This is a genomic window from Pseudomonas protegens (assembly GCF_003732485.1).
Lineage (GTDB): Bacteria > Pseudomonadota > Gammaproteobacteria > Pseudomonadales > Pseudomonadaceae > Aquipseudomonas > Aquipseudomonas protegens_B.
In genome coordinates, this window is record NZ_MOAK01000051.1 from 64,211 (window position 1) to 66,157 (window position 1,947).

The 1,947-nt window shown below is 66.3% G+C and carries 3 protein-coding genes; all 3 read left to right on the plus strand.

Annotation, left to right across the window (positions count from 1 at the left end; genetic code table 11):
- The first annotated feature begins 33 nt into the window (after positions 1–33).
- The gene (locus tag BLX41_RS12865; RefSeq protein WP_123725179.1) at positions 34–591 is read left to right on the plus strand and encodes a helix-turn-helix domain-containing protein; all 558 of its coding nucleotides are present in this window, start codon (positions 34–36) and stop codon (positions 589–591) included.
- A gap of 118 nt (positions 592–709) precedes the next feature.
- On the plus strand, positions 710–1,282 hold the full coding sequence (locus BLX41_RS12870; RefSeq protein WP_123725180.1) for an HD domain-containing protein: 573 nt from the start codon (positions 710–712) through the stop codon (positions 1,280–1,282).
- A gap of 254 nt (positions 1,283–1,536) precedes the next feature.
- The coding region (locus BLX41_RS35230) for a peroxidase family protein (protein ID WP_311197493.1) at positions 1,537–1,947 on the plus strand (411 nt) is incomplete at its 3' end.

The window sequence follows — 1,947 nt, forward strand, 5'->3', positions numbered from 1 at the left end:
ACTGCTGGCCCCTTTACTCGCATCGCCCAGGCCATGTCCGTAGCTCTGTTCACCTCACCCCATCTGGGCCTGGCCCTCAGGCGCTGGCGCCTGTTGCACCGGGTCAAGCAGCAGCACGCCGCCGAGTTGTTCGGTGTGGCGCAGTCGAGCATTTCCCGTTGGGAAAACGGCCAGCAGGCCATGGAACCGGCCGAGCGCGTGCGCCTGGAACAACTGCTGGCGGCCAACCTCAGCGCCGCCGCCGATCAGGCCCTGGCGCGGCTGGTGAACGACAGCCCGCGCGCCGTGCACCTGGTGTGCGACCTGACCCACCGCCTGCTGGCCTGTTCAGCGACCCGCGCCGGGCAGTTCGGCGTGCCCTTGAGTGAGCTGCTGGGCCAGTCCCTGTGGGGCTTTTGCACCGAGGAAATCACCCGCAAGGAAGCCGCCCTGGATGACCTGGGCTGGCGCGAGGTGCTGGCGCCGCCGTCCCTGGAATTCTTCAGCGGCCACAACGATTCGGCCATCGTGCCCATCGCCCCCAGCCAGTGCCGCTGGACCCGCCTCAACCTGTCCGACGGCAACGCTGTGCGGCTGGTGGAAACCCTCTGAAATGGGGCCACGGATATTTTATCCGTGGCCCCGGCAGCACCCCTTGGCTAGTCTGGTTAGCCATCGCTCGCCGCCTTTCAGTGCCGGCTGTGTTTTGCCCACCCGCGCAGGTCTTTCCATGAACAGTGAACTCCTCAGTGGCCGCCTCGACTTTCTTCGTGAAGCGGAAAAACTCAAGGACGTGCTGCGCAGCGCCCACACCTCCAGCGGCCGCCAGGAAAGCACCGCCGAGCACAGCTGGCGCCTGTGCCTGATGGCGCTGCTGTTCGAAGACCAACTGGGGGACCTGGACCTGCTGCGGGTGCTGAAACTGTGCATCGTCCACGACCTGGGGGAGGCCATTCACGGCGACATCCCGGCGGTGGCCCAGGCTGCCCACCCGGACAAGAGCCAGCAGGAGCGCGCGGACCTGCAACTGCTGGCCCGAGCCCTGGACGCCCCGGCCCGCGAGCACCTGCTGGAGCTGTGGGACGAATACGAAGGCGCCGCCAGCAACGAGGCGCGCGCGGTCAAGGCCCTGGACAAGCTGGAAACCCTGCTGCAACACACCCAGGGCCAGAACCCGGCGGGTTTCGACTACCGCTTCAACCTCGGCTACGGCCGCCGCTACACCGACGCCAGCCCACTGTTCCAGGCCCTGCGCCAGCAGATCGACGTCGATACCCAGCGCCGCCTGGACGCCCAGGGCTAAGCCGCGGTTCAGGATGTGCGGTGTTTGCCTTATGCCGCGTTGAACAAGCCTGAGCATCGCTCGCCAGCGGATGAACAGGCTCCAGGGGGCAGGGCGCCCGCTGCGAGCCTGGCACCTGTCATGGTTTTTTTCTGCCAGGGTCATCAAGCGAAGCTATTTTTACCTTCGCTTGTCCTTCACTACGCTTTTCAAACGCCCATCCCTCCTAGGGCCCCAGTCGAGCGGCCGGGCAGGGATGATCGAAGGAGTGATCCATGTCTGATGAATCCAAGTGCCCGTTCAAACACACCGCCGGCGAAGGCACCAGCAACCGCGACTGGTGGCCCGGCCAACTGAACCTGAAGATCCTCCACCAACACTCGCACCTGTCCGACCCGATGGCCGAAGGTTTCGACTACGCCGCCGAGTTCAAGACCCTGGATCTGGCCGCGGTGAAGCGCGACCTGCTGGCCTTGATGACCGACTCCCAACCCTGGTGGCCGGCGGACTTCGGCCACTACGGCCCGCTGTTCATCCGCATGGCCTGGCACAGCGCCGGCACCTACCGCATCGCCGATGGCCGTGGCGGCGCCGGGGGCGGGCAGCAGCGCTTCGCCCCGCTCAACAGCTGGCCGGACAACGTCAGCCTGGACAAGGCGCGGCGGCTGATCTGGCCGATCAAGCAG